The sequence below is a fragment of the Aureimonas mangrovi genome (assembly GCF_014058705.1).
In the GTDB taxonomy this organism is placed as follows: domain Bacteria; phylum Pseudomonadota; class Alphaproteobacteria; order Rhizobiales; family Rhizobiaceae; genus Aureimonas; species Aureimonas mangrovi.
Genome location: NZ_CP059692.1, coordinates 1,745,600 through 1,761,072, shown reverse-complemented (window position 1 = coordinate 1,761,072; position 15,473 = coordinate 1,745,600). Strand labels below are relative to the sequence as shown.

The following is a 15,473-nucleotide window of genomic DNA, read 5'->3' as shown; positions in this document are numbered from 1 at the left end:
GCCTTTTTGCTCTCAGACCTTCACGCCGTAGCCGCCGGCGGTGGGCGTCACCACCGTCACAGCCTCGCCGGCTTCCAGGCGCGTCTGGGCGCAGGCGGCCAGCACCTCCACACGCCCGTCGAGACGGCGCACTTCCGTTCGTCCGCGCTCGCCGTCGCCGCCCCCGGCAACGCCCTTGGGCGCAAGCGTGCGGTGGGATGAGAGGATCGCGCAGTCCATCGCCTCGCGGAAACGGATCGTGCGCGTGGTGCCGTCACCGGCCGCGAAGGCGCCATTTCCGCCCGATCCCTCGCGCAGCCCGAAATTCTCGAGCACCACCGGAAAACGCATCTCCAGGACTTCCGGGTCTGTCAGGCGCGAATTGGTCATGTGGACGTGGACACCGGACGTGCCCGCGAAACCGCGCCCGTCATTGGTGTGCCCGGCCGGCGAGCCCGAACAGATCGTCTCGTAATACTGGTACGCCTCGTTGCCGAAGGTCAGGTTGTTCATCGTGCCCTGGCTGTTGGCGATGGCCCCCAGCGCACCGAAGATGGCGTTGGTGACGTGCTGCGAAGTCTCGACATTGCCGGCGACGACCGCGCGCGGATAGGCCGGCTTCAGCATGCAACCATCGGGGATCACGATTCGAATTGGCCGCAGGCACCCCGCGTTCATCGGGATCGGCGCCTCCACCATGACGCGGAAACAGTAGAGGACGGCGGCACGCGTCACCGGCTCCGGAGCGTTGAAGTTGTTCGCCATCGCCTCGGAGGTGCCTGTGAAATCGACCGTCGCCGTGCGCGCTTCTCGATCGACGGTGATCTTCACGCGAATGACCTGACCGGTGTCGGTCGGGTAGGAATACTCGCAATCTTCGAGGCGCCCGACGAGGCGCGCCACCTCCTCCGCGGCATTGTCCTGGACGTGGCCCATATAGGCCTCGACGCCCTCCAGCCCGAACTCGGAGACCATGCGCCGCAACTCGGCCGCGCCGCGCTCGTTGGCGGCGATCTGTGCCTTAAGGTCGGCGATGTTCTGGGTCGGGTTGCGCGCCGGGTAGGCATGATCCGTCAGGAGAGTGTGGAGCGCGGTCTCCTGAAAGACGCCCTCCTCCACCAGACAGAAATTGTCGATGAGGACGCCTTCTTCGTCCACCGTCGTTGCGAGCGGCGTCATGGAGCCGGGCGCCGTCCCGCCGACATCGGCATGGTGACCGCGCGAGGCGACCCAGAACAGGATGCGCGCGCCGTGGTCATCGAACACCGGACTGACGACGGTGATGTCCGGCAGATGCGTCCCGCCATTGTACGGCGCGTTCAGCGCAAAGACGTCGCCCGGCCGCACGCGCCCCTCGTTAAGGCGGATCACCGTCTCCACGGAGCGGTCCATAGAACCGAGGTGGACAGGCATGTGCGGCGCGTTCGCGACGAGTGCGCCTTTCGCGTCGAAGACGGCGCAGGAGAAATCCAGCCGCTCCTTGATATTCACCGAATGAGCGGTGTTCTGCAGGGCGACGCCCATCTGCTCGGCGATGTTCATGAAGAGGTTGTTGAACACCTCCAGGAGCACCGGATCGGCCTGCGCGGTGCCAACGGCCTGCCCACGCGCTAATGCCTCGTGCCTGGAGAGCTTGATCGACCCCGTGCCGGTCAGGCGCGCCGACCAGCCCGGCTCGATGACGATGGTCTGGTTGGGCTCGATGAGAAGCGCCGGACCGCGCAGGAGGTCGCCCGGCTCCAGACCCTCGCGGCGGAAGACACGCGCCTCGCGCCACGTGCCGCCGCTGAAGATGCGCGTCGCGACAACGCTCGAAGCCTCGCGCTCGTCGGGCTCGGTCGGAGCCTTGTCCTCCGCGTCCTTGCCGGCTTCCCAGCCCTCGACCTCGACAGCCTCGACCGTGATCGGCTTGTCCGGCATGACGAAGCCGAACTGCGCCTTGTGCATCGCCTCGAAGGCGGACCGGGCAGCGGCGAGGTCGCCGTCGAAGGCGACGTCGAGCGTCGAATCGGTGCCGTCGTAGCGCAGATGCAGCTTGATACGCGCTTCGATGGCCCGTGCCTCAAGGCCCTGCTCCACGAGCTCGGCTGTCACCAGCGCGCGCAGTTCGTCCGCCGTCGCCTCGACGGACGCTCGGCCCTCCTCTCCGAGCGGCTGCACGAGGCCCTGCTGGCGGCTGGCCGTGACGGTGGCGAGCCCGATCCCGTAGGCCGACAGAAGCCCGGACATCGGATGCATCAGGACGTGCTCCATGCCGAGCGCATCCGCGACGAGACAGGCGTGCTGGCCGCCCGCCCCCCCGAAGGAATTCAGGAGGTAACGCGTCACGTCGTAGCCGCGCTGGACGCTGATCTTCTTGATGGCGTTGGCCATGTTCTCGACGGCGATCTTGAGGAAGCCCTCGGCGACCTCTTCCGGCGAGCGCCCCTCGCCGGCACGCGACGCGATTTCGGCAAAGCGCGCCGCGACCGTCTCACGGTCGAGCGGCTGGTCCTGCCCGGGACCGAAGATCGCGGGAAAGAACTCGGGGTTCAGCTTGCCGAGCATGACGTTGGCGTCCGTCACCGTCAGCGGCCCGCCGCGCCGATACGCGGCCGGACCGGGATCGGCGCCCGCCGAATCGGGGCCGACCCTGAAACGACCTTCCTCGGCGTGCAGGATCGACCCGCCCCCCGCCGCAACGGTGTGGATGCGCATCATCGGCGCGCGGATGCGCACGCCCGCGACCTCCGTGTCGAAGGCGCGCTCGTACTCACCCGCCGAGTGGGCGACGTCGGTCGAGGTGCCGCCCATGTCGAAGCCGATGACGCGCTCGAAGCCGGCCTCGGCCGCCGTGCGGACCATTCCGACGACCCCGCCCGCCGGGCCGGAAAGGATCGCGTCCTTGCCTCGGAAGCGGTCGGCCGCGGTGAGGCCGCCCGACGACATCATGAACTGGAGCGTCGGTCCCGCCTCGCCGGCCGGCGTTGCGCCGAGCGTTCGGGAGACGCGCGAAACGTAGCGTGACAGGATCGGCGAGAGGTAGGCGTCGACGACCGTCGTGTCGCCCCGCCCGACGAGCTTCACCAGCGGCGAGACCTCGTGACTGACGGAGACCTGCGCGAAGCCCATCGAGCGCACGAGTTCCGCCAGCGCCATCTCATGCGCCGGGCTCTGCCACGCATGCATCAGAGCGATGGCGACCGCGCCGATCCCGTCGGCCCGCGCCGCCTCCAGCGCCGGGCGCAGCGTCTCGGCATCAAGCGCGCGCTCGACCATGCCGTCAGCAAGAACCCTTTCGTCCACTTCGACGACGCGCTCATAGAGCTGCTCAGGCAGGATGATCTCCTTGGCGAAGATGTCCGGTCGGGCCTGATAGGCGATGCGCAACTGGTCGCGGAAGCCGGCGGTGATAAGGAGCAGCGTGCGCTCGCCCTTGCGCTCCAGAAGCGCGTTGGTCGCGACCGTCGTGCCCATGCGCACGGTGCCGATCGTGCCGGTCGGCATCGGCGCCCCGGCCTCGGCGCCGAGGAGGCGGCGGATGCCCTCAATGGCTGCGTCCTCGTAGGCTTCGGGGTTCTCGGAGAGGAGTTTCAACGGGTGCAGGGCGCCGCGCGGATCACGGCCGATGACGTCGGTGAACGTCCCGCCGCGGTCGATCCAGAAGTCCCATTTCGGGCTCGCGGCCACTGCGTTCGACATCGATCTCTCCTTCGCGTGACGCTGCTTCAGCTCAGGTCGGGCCATTTCGATAATTTGTTGACAAAATGTCGGACTAAACGTCAAGCTCTGATTTTAGGCGTGCACAACGCTTGTGCGCCACCTATGCTGCCGGTTCGTCAACATCACTCGAAGGAGAGCCTTCCGCATGATGCCTTCCCTGACTTCCACGCTGCTCGCCGGTGCTGTTCTTGCCTTCGCCAGCGCTCCTGTCGCGGCGCAGACGAACTGGGACATGCCGACCCCCTATGCGGATGGCATTTTCCACACCGCCAACATCATCGAGTTCGCGCAGGACGTCGAGGACACGACGGGCGGATCGCTGGATATCACCATCCACTCCGCGAATTCCCTTTTCGGCCATGCCGAGATTCGTGACGCGGTGCGCGACGGCCTGGTGCCGATCGGCGAGTTCCTGCTGTCGCGCCTAGCCAACGAGGATCCGGTCTTCGCGCTCGACTCGATCCCGTTCCTCGCCTCGTCCTACGACGATGCACAGGCTCTCTGGGCGGCATCTCGCGAGGCCGTTTCCCAGAGGCTGGCCGATGAGGGCCTGACCGTCCTCTACGCGGTACCCTGGCCGGGACAGAGCCTGTATCTGCGCGAGGACGTCACCGATCCCGCTCAGCTCGCCGGCCTCAACTTCCGCGCCTACAACGTCGCGACCGAGCGCCTTGCGGCCCTGATCGGCGCGACGCCGACGCAGGTCGAGGAAACCGACATCCCCACCGCCTTCTCCACGGGCCGCGTTGAGGCGATGATGACCTCGCCCTCCACCGGTGCGAACGCCAAGGCCTGGGACTTCACGCGCTACTACATCGACGTGCAGGCCTGGCTCCCCAAGAACATCGTCGTGGTCAACACAGATGCCTTCGAGGCTCTGTCGGATGAGGAGCAGTCCGCGCTCATCGAGGCGGCAGGGCGCGCCGAGGAGCGTGGCTGGCAGATGTCGCGCGAGGAGACGGACGCGAAGATCGCCGAGCTCGAGGCCGGCGGCATGATCGTCTCGCAGCCTTCCGAAGCGCTCTCGGCCAAGCTGCGCGAGGTTGGCGAAACGATGACGGCCGAATGGGAGGAGCAGGCCGGCGAGACCGGGCGCACGATCGTCGAGAACTACCGCGCGAGCCGCTAAGCGACAGCTCCGGGCAGGCCCAAGACCCTGCCTGGACTTCATCTTCCGGGGATGACCTGAATGCGCAAGGCACTCGATGCCCTCTACGGCACGGCCCTTTTCGGCGCCTGCCTCTCCATGATGCTGATCGCGGCGCTCGTCACGGTTCAGGTCCTCGGCCGGATCGTCGATCGGGTCGCCGTTCTCCTCGGCTTCGGGCGCTATGGCTTTGCCATCCCTTCGATTACCGAGATCGGCGGCTTCCTGTTCGTTGCCTCCGCGTTCCTCGCGATACCGGCCGCCCTGCGCGCGGCGGGTCACGTTCGCGTCACGCTCCTCGTGGGCTTCCTCGGCCCGGTGGCTGACAAGGTCCTGACGGCGTTCGTCATTCTCGTCGCCCTCGGCCTTGCCGTCTTCGCCGCCTGGGCGGTCGGGGCGCAGACCCTGGCATCCTACGACCGGGGCTCCCTGTCCTACGGCCTCGTCCCGATCTCGCTCTGGATCCCGCAATTCGTGATGACGGCCGGCATCGTGATCCTCGCCGTCGCGCTTCTCGACGAACTCGTCACCCTTCTTCGGGGCGGCGATCCCGCCTTCCGGCAAGCCGAGCGCGCGCGTGGCGCCGGCGAGGGAGCCCACTGATGGACGTCGGCCTCATTGCGCTTCTTCTGGTCGCAGTCCTTTTCGGGCTCCTTCTCGCGGGCCTGTGGGTCGGCTTCGCCCTCATGGCCGTCGGACTCGTTGCGATGGGAATCGCCTCTTCCGCTCCTGTCGACGCCGTCTTCGCCCGGCGTGTATGGGGCGCAATGAACAGTTGGGACCTCACCGCCCTGCCCATGTTCATCTGGATGGGCGAAATCCTGTTCCGCTCCCGCCTCTCCTCCGACATGTTCGAGGGCCTCGCCCCCTTCACGCGGCGCCTGCCCGGCCGGCTCCTGCACGTCAACGTTTTCGGCTGCGCCCTCTTCGCCGCCGTCTCGGGCTCTTCCGCCGCGACGACGGCGACCGTCGGACGCATGTCGCTGCCCGAACTCGGGCGGCGCGGTTACGATCCGCGCATGGCGATCGGTACGCTCGCCGGCGCCGGCACCTTCGGCTTCCTGATCCCGCCCTCCATCATCATGATCGTCTACGGCGCGGCGACCGAACAGAGCATCGCGCGTCTGTTCCTCGCCGGCGTCGTGCCCGGCGTGATGCTGGCGGTGATGTTTTCGGCTTTCATCATGGTCTGGGCATTGCTGAACAGGGAGAAGATGCCCGAGCCAGAGCCGGCGCCGGGCTGGGGCGAGCGCTTCCGCGCGCTCGGCCTCCTCCTGCCGACCGTGCTCCTGATCGTCGCCGTCATCGGCTCGATCTACGGCGGCCTCGCCTCGCCGACCGAAGCAGCCGTCGTCGGCGTCGTCGGCGCGCTGGCGATCGCCGGCTTCACCGGCGGGCTCGACCGCGAGGGCTTCGTCGCCTCTCTTAAGGGCTCGGCTATCACAAGCTGCATGATCGCGCTGATCCTGGCCGGCGCGTCCTTCCTGACGATCGCGATGGGCTTCACCGGCATACCGCGCACCTTGGCGGCCTGGATCGGAGAACAGGGCTTCTCGCAATACGCGCTGATCGCAGTCCTCCTCGTCTTCTTCGTCGTCTTGGGCTGCTTCCTCGACGGGATATCGATCGTGGTGCTGACGACCTCGGTGATCCTGCCGATGGTGCTGGCCGCGGGCATAGACCCGATCTGGTTCGGCGTCTTCCTCGTGCTGGTGGTGGAAATGAGCCAGATCACGCCGCCCGTCGGGTTCAACCTGTTCGTAATCCAGTCCATCACCGGCCAGAGCATCTTCCGGGTCGCACTGTATGCGCTGCCCTTCTTCCTCATCCTCGTCCTCGCGACGGCCCTTCTCACCGTCTTTCCCCAGATCGCGCTATGGCTTCCCGGAACGATGATGAGCAACTGACGGCGGCGCTGATCGGGCCGGTCGTCTCCTCCGACCATCTGGCCCGCTCCGCCCTGCCGCCGCTTTCGGAGGTCGAGTTCGCGCTGACGATGGGCACGCACGCCTTCCAGCGGTGGACGGTTCGATGCATGACCGCGGCCGGCGGCCCGACTATGTCGCCGCTTGAAGTGCTGATCATCCATCTGGTCAACCATCGCGGGCGGCCCAAGACGCTCGCCGACATCTGCCTCGTCCTCAACATCGAGGATACCCATCTGGCCAACTACGCGATCAAGAAGCTCGCCGAACACGGGCTCGTCACGGTCGGGCGCACCGGAAAGGAAAAGACCATCGCCGTCAGCGAGACGGGCGCGAAGCTCTGCCGACGCTACGGCGAGGTCCGCGAGGCACTGCTCGTTCGCACCGCACAGAGTCTCGGCTACGATCCCTCCGAGTTGTCGCGGCTGGCGGCGCTCCTGCGCTCACTCTCCGGTACTTACGATCAGGCAGCGCGAGCAGCCGCATCGCTCTGACCCGAAGGCTCAGCGCTTGTGGGCCGCGCCATGCGCCTCGATCATCTTGCGGTACTGCTCCTCGATCGCATCGTCGATCGGGCGTGGAGCGAGGTCCACGCCACGCGCCAAATGCTCGGCGATGGCCTCCAGCGCGGTCACGCGGGCATAGCGCTTGTCGTTGGCCGGGACGACATGCCACGGAGCCTCCTCGGAGTTCGTTCGCGCGAACATTTCCTCTGCCGCGACGCGGTAGTCGTCCCATCGGTCGCGGTTGCGGAAGTCCTCATAGGAGAGCTTCCAGCGTTTCAGCGGATCGTTCATGCGTTTTTCGAAACGCTGGAACTGCGCCTCGGCGGTGATCGCAAGATACACTTTCACGATGCGCGTTCCCGCATCCACAAGTGTCTTCTCGAAACCGCAGATCTCGCGGTAGGCGCGCCGCCATTGCTCGTCCTTGGCGAACCCCTCGATCCGCTCGACGAGGACGCGACCATACCATGATCGGTCGAAGACGGCGATCTCGCCGGTTATCGGGAGCTTCTCCCAGAAACGCGCCAGATAGTGCCGTCGCAGATCGCGCGGCTCGGGAGCGGCGATTGGCCAGACCTTGAAGCCGCGTGGATCGAGGACGGCGGACAGCCTTCGGATGGTGCCGCCCTTCCCGGCCGCGTCCGAGCCCTCGAACACGATCGCTGCGCTGTTTCCGGTGTGGAGATAGGCCTGCTGGATACGCCGGAACCGTGTCTGAACAGCGTCCAGACGCTCCTCGTACTCCTTCTTCGCAAGCGTCGCATCGTAATCGAGCTTCGCCAAGTGCACCGCGCCGTCCTTCGTCCCGTCTTGGCCCATGTCGATACAAAACCTTCCTAAAACGACGATGATGGACCGGACCGGTCGCCGAACGCAAAAAGGGGCGGCGCTAGGCCGCCCAGTTTGGCTGGAGTATCAGGTCATGAAGCACCTGATGCCCACATAAGAGCGCTCGGGCGCATTCGGTTGCACCTATGTCAACAGGATGGGAAGCCGCGTCCTTGCGCCGCAACCAAGCCGCTGCTGATACGTTAGGCGGTTGGACTTTCCGCACGCGAGGGCCTGCCGACCGGCCGGTCCGTTCCGCACGACCAGCAGGAGACAATGATGTTCCGCGACAAGCCAACGGCCTACGAGCGCCTCAGCGACGCCATCGGTGATATCGGCGATAGGATCGGCGACCTCGAGAGCCAGATTGCGGAGCGGGTGAACCCCAAGCCCTCGGCGTTCGAACGCCTTGGACGCTCGGTCGAGCATCAGATTGCGCGCCTTCCCGGCCTCACGCATCATAGCACGGCGTCGCGCTATCTTCCCTCGTTCGCGACGGGCTGGTCGGTTCCCTCGGCCTCCGATGCGCGCGCCTCCCTGGACCGCGCGCAGCGCTCCCTCCGCGAGACCGCGTCCGACGCGCGCGACCATCTGCCGAAATTGAGCAATTTTCACTGGCCTGAGCTTCGTGCGCCGCGCGCTAAGAGCTTCAAGCGCGGTATGGATACGCAGCGCGGCATCGATTACCTGCGCGAGCGACCCGAGTTGACGACTGCACTGGTTGCTGGCGGCGCGATCCTCGCACTCGGCGCGGCCTTCTACGTGACCAAAAAGATCGCCGACCATGCGGAGGAGCCGGACTACGAGACGGTGCGCAGCGGCGGCGAAGTCGAGATTCGCGATTACGACGCGATGCTCATCGCCGAGACGGTCAAGAGCGGCTACCACGAGAAGGCGCGCAGCCGCGGTTTCGAGACGCTCTACGACTATATCCGCGCGAATAATCGCTCGGGCAAGAAGATCGCGATGACCGTCCCCGTGCTCCAACAGCTCTCGGAAGCTGAGGGCCGCAAGGGCTGGGCGATCCGGTTCGTGATGCCGAAGAAGTACACCAAAGCCAGCCTGCCGACGCCGAACGGGGGCGACGTGAAAATCGAGGAAGTGCCCGCCCGGCGCATGGCCGCTATCCGCTTCAGCGGAACGTTCAGCGCCTCGCTCGCCAGCCGCAAGCTCATGGCCCTCTACAACTACCTTTCCGACGAGGGTCTCAAGCAGAAGGGTGACCCGATTTACGCGTTCTACAACCCGCCCTGGACGCCGGGTTTCATGCGCCGCAACGAAATCTTGATCGAGATCGAGGGCTGATTTTCTGTCTGTTGAGACGGTTGAAAGGGCATCCTGGAACGGGGTGCCCTTTGTGTCTTTCTGAACACTTTCGAAAGACGCATCAATTCCTTCGTTCATTGAAAACGACAAAAGCTGAAGTCCGGTAGAGCAGCGTGAAGTGATCCGACGGTTACGAGCGCCATCTCGTCAATCGCTTCCATCTCATGGAGGCCGCATCTCTCAACTGAATGAGGGGCACGAACATGGGACGCCCCGTCCTTCGAGGGAGCCCTTTGTGTTTGCGAAGCTCTGCCCGGTCGTTTTTCGTCCAATGACGCGTGCTATTTTACGGTATCATGATACCATATTTTCCATATCATTGTTTTTGCTTGACTTTTATCGAAGAGAGCATTGCCGAAATGCTTGCAATTGGCACGGCGTGCATCTAGAAGGCCGCTTCGACGTCGCGGTCCCGGGTTGATTGCGGCCGAAGGCCGGTTTTCCGGCAACCGCATTACCCAAGGGTTCGACCATGAAAACCTTCTCGCAGAAGACCGAGACGGTGGAGAAGAAGTGGGTGCTGATCGACGCCGAAGGGCTCGTCGTCGGCCGCCTCGCCTCCCTCGTCGCGCTTCGCCTTCGCGGCAAGCACAAGCCTACTTTCACCCCTCATGTCGACGACGGTGACAACATCATCATCGTCAACGCCGACAAAGTCGTGTTCACGGGCAAGAAATACCAGGACAAGACCTATTACTGGCACACCGGCTATGCCGGCGGCATCAAGGAGCGCAAGGCGCGCGAGATCCTCGAAGGCCGGTTCCCCGAGCGCGTGCTCGAGAAGGCCGTCGAGCGTATGCTCCCGCGTGGACCGCTCGGCCGTCGCCAGTTGAAGAACCTTCGCGTCTACGCCGGAGCCGAGCATCCGCACGAGGCGCAGTCGCCCGAGACGCTCGACGTCAAGGCGCTCAACTCCAAGAACGCGAGGGCTGCATAATGGCCGAACTGAACTCCCTCCAGGATCTGGGCTCGGCCGACGTCGAGACCGTCAGCGCGCCGGTTCACGTCCAGAAGCTCGATGCCTACGGCCGTGCCTACGCCACAGGCAAGCGCAAGGACGCGGTCGCGCGCGTCTGGGTCAAGCCCGGCTCCGGCAAGATCGTGATCAACAACAAGGACTTTGCCGAGTATTTCGCGCGTCCGGTGCTCCAGATGGTGCTTCGTCAGCCCATCGTCGCCGCTGCGCGTGACGGTCAGTTCGACATCATCGCCACCGTCGCCGGCGGCGGCCTCTCCGGCCAGGCCGGTGCGGTTCGTCACGGCATTTCTCGCGCCCTTACCTACTACGAGCCGGGCCTGCGCCCCGTTCTGAAGAAGGGTGGCTTCCTGACGCGCGACTCGCGCACCGTCGAGCGCAAGAAGTACGGCAAGGCGAAGGCCCGTCGTTCGTTCCAGTTCTCCAAGCGCTGATCGTTCGGACGCTTCGCGTTCCATTCAAAGGCCCCGGCAATGCCGGGGCCTTTTTCGTTTCCGGCTTTTCTTTTTTGCACCATTCCCCATGCTTGCTTCCCAAAGGGCGCGCTTTGCGGCCCGCGTGGAACATGCCTGATGCTGACAGCCTACCATTACGCCGACAGCCGCCTGATCGCCGCGCCGCAAGGGACGCTTCCCGAGGAAAGCGCTGCGACGGTGTGGATCGACCTGCTCGACCCGACGCGCGAGGAGGAACTGGCGGTCGAGAGCCGGTTCGGCATCGAGGTGCCGACCGAGGCCGAGATGCAGGAGATCGAACTGTCCTCGCGCCTTTACGAGGAGGACGGCGCCCTCTTCATGACCATCATGTCGCTGTTCCGACTCGACGAGGACCCACCTCAGAAGACGCTCGTGACGTTCGTGCTCAAGGACCGGCTCCTCGTCACCGTTCGCCGCGCGCGCCCGCGACCCTTCGATACGTTCCTGACGCGCGCTGCCAAGCCCCGAGCCACTCACTGCGAGACGGGCGTGCAAGTGATGCTTGGCCTGTTCGAGACCATCGTCGACCGCCTCGCCGACGGGCTCGAATCGGCCGCCAACAGCGTTGATACGCTTTCCCGTGAGGTCTTCCGGAAAAGACGTGGCCGGGAAAAGGCGCAGGGGCGTGACCTCGAATCGCTGATCGGCGTCATCGGACGCAACGGCGAACTCGTGGCACTGATCCAGGAGAGCATGGTTTCGCTGTCGCGCGCGGCCAGCTTCCTCTCTGCCATTGAGCCCGAGCAGGGCAAGGGTCCGCGCGACGGACGAAAGCGGCTGAAGATGATCCAGCGCGATCTCGATTCACTCAGCGAATATGCGATGTCCCTTGTCGACAAGGTCACATTCCTGCTCGACGCGACCCTTGGCCTGATCTCGATCGAGCAGAACAAGATCATGAAGATCTTCTCGATCGTCGCCGTGGTGTTCATGCCGACCCTCGTCGCTTCCACCTACGGGATGAACTTCGAGCGTATGCCCGAGCTGTCATGGGCCTTCGGCTACCCCTACGCGCTGATCCTGATGCTTCTCTTCGCGATCCTCCCCTTTGCCTTCTTCAAAGCGAAGGGATGGCTGTGATAGGCCCTGTTTCGCCTCGAAAACACTGAGAGAGCAGATGGCCGGAAAGAGCATCGACAACGCCTTCACCGCAACCTCCCTCGCCGGCGCGGCAAGCGATCCGACCTATGCGGGTGCACTCTCCTTCATGCGCCGCGCGTTCTCGAAGGATGTGTCGGGCGCGGATGCGGTCGTCTGGGGCGTCCCCTTCGACGCCTCCGTCTCCAACCGCCCGGGCACGCGCTTCGGGCCGCAAGCCATCCGCCGCGCCTCGGCGATCTTCGACAACGATCCGCAATACCCGTTCGGCTTCGATCTCTTCGAAACCGCGAAGGTCGTCGACTACGGCGATTGCCTGCTCGACTACCGTCTGCCGGAGACGGCGCATGAAGCGATCAAAGCGCAGGCGGCCCAGATTCTCGCACAAGGGGCCTTTCTCCTGACGCTTGGCGGCGACCATTCGATCACCTTCCCGCTCCTCGCCGCCCATGCGGAGCGCCACGGGCCGACGGCGCTCGTCCATTTCGACGCCCATCAGGACACATGGCCGCTGGCCGAGAGTCCGAGCGGCGAGCGCCGCGTCGATCACGGCTCCTTCCTGCTGGCCGCCGCCAATGACGGACTGATCGACGCAGGCCGCTCCATCCAGATCGGCATCCGCACTCACGCGCCGGAGACCTGCGGCGTCGAGATCATCCACGGCGACGCGGTGGAGGACATGAGTTCAACCGCCATCGCGGAACGCATCTACGCGCGCACCGGCGGCGCCAATGTGTACCTCACCTTCGACATCGACTGCCTCGACGTTGCCTTTGCGCCGGGCACGGGAACGCCGGTCGCGGGCGGTCCGTCCAGCGCGAAGATGCTGGCCGTGCTGCGACACCTGAAGAACCTTCAGGTCGTCGGCGCGGATGTCGTGGAGGTATCGCCGCCTTACGACCACGCTGATATGACGGCCATCGCCGGAGCCAGCGTGGCGATGTATCTCCTCGGCAACCATATCGAGCGCACGACCGGCACGCGCCGAGGCGGAATCATTCTGCAAGGCGCGGCGCGTAAGCACCTGACCTTTCAGCGGGAAAGACGATCATGAAACCCAGGATCTTCATCGATGGCGAACACGGCACGACGGGCCTGCAGATCCGCAGCCGCGTCGGCGATCGAAGCGATCTGGAGCTTCTGTCCATCCCGGAGGCCGAGCGGCGCAACGCGGCAATGCGCGAGGACCTTCTGAACGAGGCGGACATCGCGATCCTGTGCCTGCCCGACGAGGCCTCGCGAGAGGCCGTCGCGATGCTCGGCGGCAACAATTCGACGCGCATCGTAGATACGTCCACCGCCTATCGGACCGACGCTTCCTGGGTCTACGGCTTCGCCGAGATGGACCTGGCTCAGAGCGAGCGCATCCGCGATGCACGCCACGTCGCCAATCCGGGCTGCTATCCGACGGGCGCGATCGGCCTCCTGCGCCCGCTACGCGCCGCTGGGCTGCTGCCGGAAAGCTACCCGGTCTCGGTCAACGCAGTGTCCGGTTATTCGGGCGGCGGCAAGCAGATGATTGCGCAAATGGAGGACGCAGGCCGCGAGGATCACATCGCCGCGCCGCATTTCCTTTACGGGCTCGACCTCTCGCACAAGCATCTCCCCGAAATGCAGGTTCACGGCCTTCTCACGCGTGAGCCGATCTTTGCTCCGTCGGTCGGGCGTTTCGCGCAAGGCATGATCGTGCAGGTGCCGCTGCAACTCGATGACGTTTCGGCCGACGACCTGCGGGCCGCCCTTCAGGCCCACTATGCGGGGCAGGATGTGGTCGAGGTGGCGTCGTCGGACGAGACCACTGCCCTCAAGCGCCTCGACCCGACGCAGCTCGCCGGCACCGACCGGATGAAGCTCTTCGTCTTCGGGTCCAAGGTCGGTGGGCGGATCAACCTCGTTGCCCTGCTCGACAATCTCGGCAAGGGTGCCTCCGGCGCTGCCGTCCAGAACATGGACTTGATGCTCGCAGCCTGAGGCGACCCCGAAATCCTTCAGTGGTTTTCGGGAGGCCGCAAATCTTTCGGCGTCAGGCGTTCGAAGGCGGCGCGTAGGAGCCGACGAGCGCGCGTGCGTGGGCAACGGCTGCCGCCAGCACGACGATCGCTCCGCCCTGATGCATGAGGGCCAGATCGATCGGCACCGCCATCAGAAGCGTCGCGATGCCGATCACCGCCTGCACCAGCACGAGGATCAAAAGGATTCCTGCGCCCTTCGCATGCTTCGTGCCCGGCGCGATCGCGTAGGCCATCGCGGCATGCAGGGCCACCACAGCTAGAAGCACGTAGGCGCCGGTGCGGTGGACGAACTGAACGGTCATAACGTTTTCGAAGAAGTTCACCCACACTGGCGACATGCGCAGGAGGTTGTCCGGCACCCATTGCCCGTCCATCAGCGGCCAAGTGTTGAAGGTGAGCCCGGCATTGAGGCCGGCAACGAGACCGCCGAGATAGATCTGTACGAGCGCCAGCAGGACGATGGCCCCGCCCGCCATCGCCGACCAGCGTGTCGGCGGTGCTTCGCGCGGCCGGGTGACCAGACCGCGCGCCACCCAGACGACGGCCGCGAAGATGATGCAAGCGAGCGTCAGGTGGATGGCAAGCCGGTACTGGCTGACGTCGGTGCGTTCGACGAGCCCCGAGGCGACCATCCACCAGCCGACGGCGCCCTGCAGGCCGCCAAGCGCCAGAAGCGCCAGAAGGCGCGGCTTCAGCCGGCTTTCCACGCGGCCCGTCAGCCAGAAGAAAGCGAGGGGGATCGCGAAGACGAAGCCGACGGCGCGCGCCAGGAAGCGGTGCGCCCACTCCCACCAGAAGATGACCTTGAACTCGTCCAGGCTCATGCCGCGATTGATGAGCTGGTACTGCGGAATCTGGCGGTAGAGGTCGAACTCCTCCTGCCATTCCTGCGCCGAGAGCGGCGGGATGATGCCGTGGATCGGCTTCCACTCGGTGATCGAAAGACCAGCCTCGACAAGCCGCGTCGCTCCGCCCACGAGCACTATCGCGAAGATCATCGCGGCGACTACATAAAGCCAGCGGCGGATCAGGCGCCTGTTTTCAATGTCGTTGGCGCTCAGCGCGGGCTCGCGCTCGATGCCGATCAGCGGCAGGGTCGTCATGGCTCTCGTCCTCGGGCGGGCAGCGCCCCGCCCCGTTCTTCGGCAAAAAGGTCTGGCACCAAAGGCTTGCGCAGGCGCTTCTCGCGCGTCATGTGAACGCAAATGGCGCCGACTGCAAGGCGCCGCTCGCCGCATGGGAGCGGTGCGGGCAAACGAATACGAGAGGTTTGCGGGTGATGCCGGTCAGGATCAAGAAGCTCGTGGGAACGGTCGTCCTCGTCCTGATCGTCGTGATCTACGCGGTTCTGGCGACAGCCATCGCGACGACCTATCTCGCGGATGCGGGAGGCCTCGTCCACCTTCTCTATTTCGCGCTGAGCGGCCTCCTATGGGTGCTGCCGGCGATGATGCTGATCCGCTGGATGGAGCGCGAACCCAAGCGTTGAAGCCGCTCG

14 protein-coding genes are annotated in these 15,473 nt (G+C 65.3%); 11 read left to right on the top strand and 3 right to left on the bottom strand.

Annotated features, from left to right (window positions below; all coding sequences use genetic code 11):
* Positions 1 to 12: 12 nt before the first annotated feature.
* Positions 13 to 3,660 carry a hydantoinase B/oxoprolinase family protein gene (locus H1343_RS08285; protein WP_185982474.1) on the bottom strand — a complete coding sequence of 1,216 codons (3,648 nt, stop codon included), beginning with the start codon at positions 3,658 to 3,660 and terminating at the stop codon, positions 13 to 15.
* A gap of 166 nt (positions 3,661 to 3,826) precedes the next feature.
* Between H1343_RS08285 and H1343_RS08280 the strand changes: the two genes are divergently transcribed.
* The 4 genes from H1343_RS08280 to H1343_RS08265 are packed head-to-tail and all read left to right on the top strand — an operon-like array spanning position 3,827 to position 7,247.
* Entirely contained in the window at positions 3,827 to 4,810 is a 984-nt protein-coding gene (locus tag H1343_RS08280) for a TRAP transporter substrate-binding protein (protein WP_246332877.1), read from the top strand.
* A 60-nt stretch (positions 4,811 to 4,870) separates the two neighbouring features.
* A complete protein-coding gene (locus tag H1343_RS08275) occupies positions 4,871 to 5,431 on the top strand; it encodes a TRAP transporter small permease (protein ID WP_185982473.1) in 561 nt (186 codons plus the stop codon).
* Positions 5,431 to 6,735 carry a TRAP transporter large permease gene (locus H1343_RS08270; protein ID WP_185982472.1) on the top strand — a complete coding sequence of 435 codons (1,305 nt, stop codon included), beginning with the start codon at positions 5,431 to 5,433 and terminating at the stop codon, positions 6,733 to 6,735. The genes H1343_RS08275 and H1343_RS08270 overlap by 1 nt, the downstream gene beginning before the upstream one ends.
* Complete coding sequence (locus H1343_RS08265) at positions 6,705 to 7,247, top strand: winged helix DNA-binding protein (protein ID WP_185982471.1); 543 nt, start codon at positions 6,705 to 6,707, stop codon at positions 7,245 to 7,247. The genes H1343_RS08270 and H1343_RS08265 overlap by 31 nt, the downstream gene beginning before the upstream one ends.
* Positions 7,248 to 7,256: 9 nt before the next feature.
* On the opposite strand, the gene H1343_RS08260 is transcribed toward H1343_RS08265, so the two are convergent.
* A complete protein-coding gene (locus tag H1343_RS08260; protein ID WP_246332876.1) occupies positions 7,257 to 8,048 on the bottom strand; it encodes a polyphosphate kinase 2 family protein in 792 nt (263 codons plus the stop codon).
* Between the two features lie 318 nt (positions 8,049 to 8,366).
* Here H1343_RS08260 and H1343_RS08255 point away from each other — a divergent pair, with 318 nt between their 5' ends.
* The 6 genes from H1343_RS08255 (at position 8,367) to argC (ending at position 13,934) form a co-directional block, all read left to right on the top strand.
* A complete protein-coding gene (locus H1343_RS08255; protein WP_185982469.1) occupies positions 8,367 to 9,392 on the top strand; it encodes an SOUL family heme-binding protein in 1,026 nt (341 codons plus the stop codon).
* A gap of 493 nt (positions 9,393 to 9,885) precedes the next feature.
* Positions 9,886 to 10,350 (top strand): 50S ribosomal protein L13, encoded by a 465-nt coding sequence (gene rplM, locus H1343_RS08250; RefSeq protein ID WP_185982468.1) that lies wholly within the window; start codon positions 9,886 to 9,888, stop codon positions 10,348 to 10,350.
* Positions 10,350 to 10,823 (top strand): 30S ribosomal protein S9, encoded by a 474-nt coding sequence (gene rpsI, locus H1343_RS08245; RefSeq protein WP_185982467.1) that lies wholly within the window; start codon positions 10,350 to 10,352, stop codon positions 10,821 to 10,823. Before rplM ends, rpsI begins: the two co-directional genes overlap by 1 nt.
* 138 nt (positions 10,824 to 10,961) lie before the next feature.
* Positions 10,962 to 11,945, top strand: coding sequence for a magnesium transporter CorA family protein (locus H1343_RS08240; RefSeq protein WP_185982466.1), 984 nt, complete (start codon positions 10,962 to 10,964; stop codon positions 11,943 to 11,945).
* 37 nt (positions 11,946 to 11,982) lie between these two features.
* Positions 11,983 to 13,017, top strand: a complete 1,035-nt coding sequence (gene speB, locus H1343_RS08235; protein ID WP_185982465.1) for an agmatinase — start codon at positions 11,983 to 11,985, stop codon at positions 13,015 to 13,017.
* A complete protein-coding gene (argC, locus tag H1343_RS08230) occupies positions 13,014 to 13,934 on the top strand; it encodes an N-acetyl-gamma-glutamyl-phosphate reductase (protein ID WP_185982464.1) in 921 nt (306 codons plus the stop codon). Before speB ends, argC begins: the two co-directional genes overlap by 4 nt.
* Before the next feature lie 52 nt (positions 13,935 to 13,986).
* Here argC and H1343_RS08225 read toward each other — a convergent pair whose 3' ends face one another.
* Entirely contained in the window at positions 13,987 to 15,078 is a 1,092-nt protein-coding gene (locus H1343_RS08225; protein ID WP_185982463.1) for a COX15/CtaA family protein, read from the bottom strand.
* Between the two features lie 176 nt (positions 15,079 to 15,254).
* Between H1343_RS08225 and H1343_RS08220 the strand changes: the two genes are divergently transcribed.
* Positions 15,255 to 15,464, top strand: a complete 210-nt coding sequence (locus tag H1343_RS08220; protein ID WP_185982462.1) for a DUF2842 domain-containing protein — start codon at positions 15,255 to 15,257, stop codon at positions 15,462 to 15,464.
* Positions 15,465 to 15,473 lie beyond the last annotated feature (9 nt).